Here is a 3,414-nt window from a genome sequence, read left to right as displayed (position 1 = left end):
ATAAACAACAACATAATTAACGAGAAACACACGTGAACAAAATTAATAGAAAAGGGTGGTGCACATGTTCTAAAAGCACATGGTTGCCCAAAATAAGGTCATTCCAGACCACTCACCGGCTGAAAAGCGCCCCACACACCTTTCACATACGGGGGCAAAATAAAATGATACAACCTTTGCAAGAACCGTTCTCCAGCTACGGAGATTGAAAGTTTTTTACTTTAAAAACATACTTTACCAAGAACGGTTTACCCTACTTCAGTAAAGTTCCACGATAACAAAATCTAGACCTAATTCTTTTAATTTTTCTTTTTTTGGAACACCGTTTTCGTTCCATCCGCATATTTCATAATATTTAGGCAACATCTTCCCGAGTCTTATCATCTGGCCTTTCCACAGTCCCTTAGGTAGTGGCTCACTCGTGGAGCGATAAGGAAGCATGTCATCCTTACTTGTAAATCCCTCACGGGCATTGAAACTCCGGGTAAGATTATTTATTCTTTCCCCGACCAGCCAAAACTCCTCCTCAGTATAATCGAAACCGGTGGCAGCATTTATCATCCGAAGAAAAGAGTCATAAATCATTTCATCAGTAACAGCGAATTGGCAAAGACCACAACTATGAATAAGAGCTCTGTTTTGTTGCCCCTGCTTCACCGCCTCCGGCTTACCATCCGGAGTCATAGGATCCAATTTGTCGAAAAAGTGCTCCGCACCGTAAAGCCAGGGTCTAAGATGGCAAGCTCCTCGGTCCGCAACTGCGTAAGCCAGTGCGTGTCCATGTCCTGCTCTTGGGACATAAGCCGGTATCTCTAATCCCTTAACGTGCATGGCAAATTTCTCCGATCCCTTACCAATTTTTTCCGCTGCTCGCTTAACGCCGTTAGCAAGAAGCCGTCCAAGATTTCCATAAACGTTGCCTGCCATGTTGACCGCTTTGAGGAACGCTGCCTCGTTTCCAAATCTCAAATCCACCCCATCAATATCTTCTATGCTAATCAGTTCTTTCCCCAAACACTCCATTACGAAACCAATGGTGTTTCCCAATGATATGGTATCGATTCCATAATTATCACACATCTTATCCGCTACTGTGATTACTTCTCTGCTTTTTATCCCACAGTTGGGTCCAAACAACGAAATGGTTTCATATTCCGGCCCCTCATCTGAGATACCTGCGTATTCTCCCTCTCTTATAACCGCTAGGTGAGCGCATCTTATGGGACAGTTGTAACAGGGCTTCACATAGTTTCCTCCGCCCCATAGAGTGTTCTGGAACATGTCCCCAGCCAACTCCTCAGCCACCTCATCCCACTGGCCTTCGCTAAAGTTTCTGGTAGGCCAGCCACCAGTTGAGTTTACCAGTCTCACTATTGACGCGGTTCCCATCGCGGCCATTCTTGCACTACCCTCCTTAGCATCCTTATGTGCCTCTTTTGCCAACTCATTAAATTTATGAGAATCAGCGATAGGAATCTTCCCATGACCCACAACCGATATCGCCTTAAGATTCTTGGAACCCATAACCGCACCTGTTCCCCCTCTACCCGCAGCCCTCATATCCGCAATAATCGCTGCCAACCTAGCCTGCCTCTCGCCAGCGGGCCCGATGGTTGCCACCCGCACAGTTCTATCCGACTTGTGCCTCTCTCTAAGATAACTTATGGTGTCTATTGTGCCCATTCCCCACAGAAACCCGGCGTCCCTTATGGAAGCCTTACCATCATCTACATGAATGTAAACTGGACTTTTCGCTCTCCCCTCAACTATAATACCATCGAAACCCGCAAATCTGAGTTCCGGTCCCCAGAATCCACCGCAACTGCTATCCACCCAGGCACCAGTTAATGGAGACTTGGTACAAACCACAAATCGACAGGATGAAGGAGCCTTGGTGCCGGTTAAGGGGCCAGTCATAAAGATAAGCTTATTTTCAGGGCTTAACGGATCAACTCCCTTCCTCAGTTCTTTAAACAAATAGTAGGCTGCTAAACCCTTTGAACCTAATAAACTCCTAGCCGCATTTGATTCTATTTTCTCTGTTGCTATATCCTCCGTGCTGAGGTTTATCCGAAGAAGTTTACCATTCTTCATGGACATTGTGGTACACTCCGTATCTGACAATCATTAAAAACTGATAAAATTACTATAATAAGTATATTATTAAACTTTAACTTATCCGAAGACCATAAACAAAAAAATATTTGGAATAGAATGCACCAAAAGGTTTTTACTATTATACCTAGTATTTTTTGATAAATCTTTCAAGAACGACGTTGTGCTCATCATAAGATTACTAACTGAATAAGGAAGGGATAGTCAATATGGGTGAACTATCGCATAGAGAGCGGATCGAGATGGCTCTAAACCACGAGGAGCCAGACCGAGTGCCCATAGAATTCGGAGGGGTTAACAACACCATTTACGAGAAGCCCTTTTATTGGCCCATAAGCCCCAAGTATGGTTACAGTGCACTGGTGCGTTATCTGGGTTTTAAAGATTTGTCCGAACCTCAGATGCTGCCCACAAACTGTGTGACATTATTTGATGATAGGCTCTTAGACCGTTTTGGAGTGGACTTCGTATCATACACTATGAGAGCCCCTAGGGGGGAAGACAAAATGCTAGATGATGGCACCGTCATTATTGCATGGGGGATAAAAGCAAAAATGGTAGGCTACTACTGGGAGATATTTGACGGTCCGCTAAGAAAGCCTAAGATTACTTTTAAAGACATTGACAATCTCGAGACTCCCGACCCCGAGGACCCGGTGATCCTTGAGAACGTGAGGAATGAAGTTAAAGAATTGAGAAAGAAAACCGACAGAGCAATAGTTGGAGTTCCCACAATGGCGGAAAACATTTTTCACCACTACTCCTATCTCAGAGGCTTCTCACAAATGTTTGTTGATATGAAGAAGAATCCCGAACTCTTCCGATACCTCGCCAACACCATTCTAGACATCCATGGCTCTATAATAGAAGCTTTCTTCTCCGAGTGCGGAGACTACATCGACTTTGCCCTGTTAGGAGATGACATGGGAACACAACAGGCACCATTTGTTTCACCTGAAGAATACAAGATATACATGAAACCATACCACAAGGGTCTAATAGATAGGGTTCACAACAGTAGAAAGATTTAATGATAAATAATACCATTCTTGGACTTTAATCATGAACCCAAACATCCGCAGAGATGTCCAATACAAGGCTACAACCCTGCCCACGAGAACCAATTCGGCAATCAGCGTGGAGAACAAAAATCCGCTAAAAGGAACCACTGCTGGGCAAAGAAAAGGTTTCCTTCCAAAGGCGGACCACGGCTTAAACGCTGCTTAATCATGCTCTCGCCGCCGCCAGTTGAGCGGAGACACACACAAAACGTCTGCAAGAGCGGAGAGGCGCAATGCC

The 3,414-nt window shown here is 44.7% G+C and carries 3 protein-coding genes; 2 read left to right on the top strand and 1 reads right to left on the bottom strand.

What is annotated here, in order from left to right; all coding sequences use genetic code 11:
- Positions 1 to 258: 258 nt before the first annotated feature.
- A complete protein-coding gene (locus ACUVXA_RS18395; protein ID WP_445872746.1) occupies positions 259 to 2,100 on the bottom strand; it encodes an aldehyde ferredoxin oxidoreductase family protein in 1,842 nt (613 codons plus the stop codon).
- Positions 2,101 to 2,324: 224 nt separating this feature from the next.
- Between ACUVXA_RS18395 and ACUVXA_RS18390 the strand changes: the two genes are divergently transcribed.
- Both ACUVXA_RS18390 and ACUVXA_RS18385 read left to right on the top strand, forming a co-directional pair.
- Positions 2,325 to 3,146: a uroporphyrinogen decarboxylase family protein gene (locus ACUVXA_RS18390; protein ID WP_445872745.1), complete on the top strand. Its 822-nt coding sequence runs from the start codon at positions 2,325 to 2,327 to the stop codon at positions 3,144 to 3,146.
- Between the two features lie 31 nt (positions 3,147 to 3,177).
- A complete protein-coding gene (locus tag ACUVXA_RS18385) occupies positions 3,178 to 3,342 on the top strand; it encodes a hypothetical protein (protein ID WP_445872744.1) in 165 nt (54 codons plus the stop codon).
- Positions 3,343 to 3,414: the final 72 nt, after the last annotated feature.

Source organism: Candidatus Jordarchaeum sp. (assembly GCF_052745115.1).
Note: the sequence above shows the minus strand (reverse complement) of the source record. Positions and strands in the feature narration are given on the sequence as shown.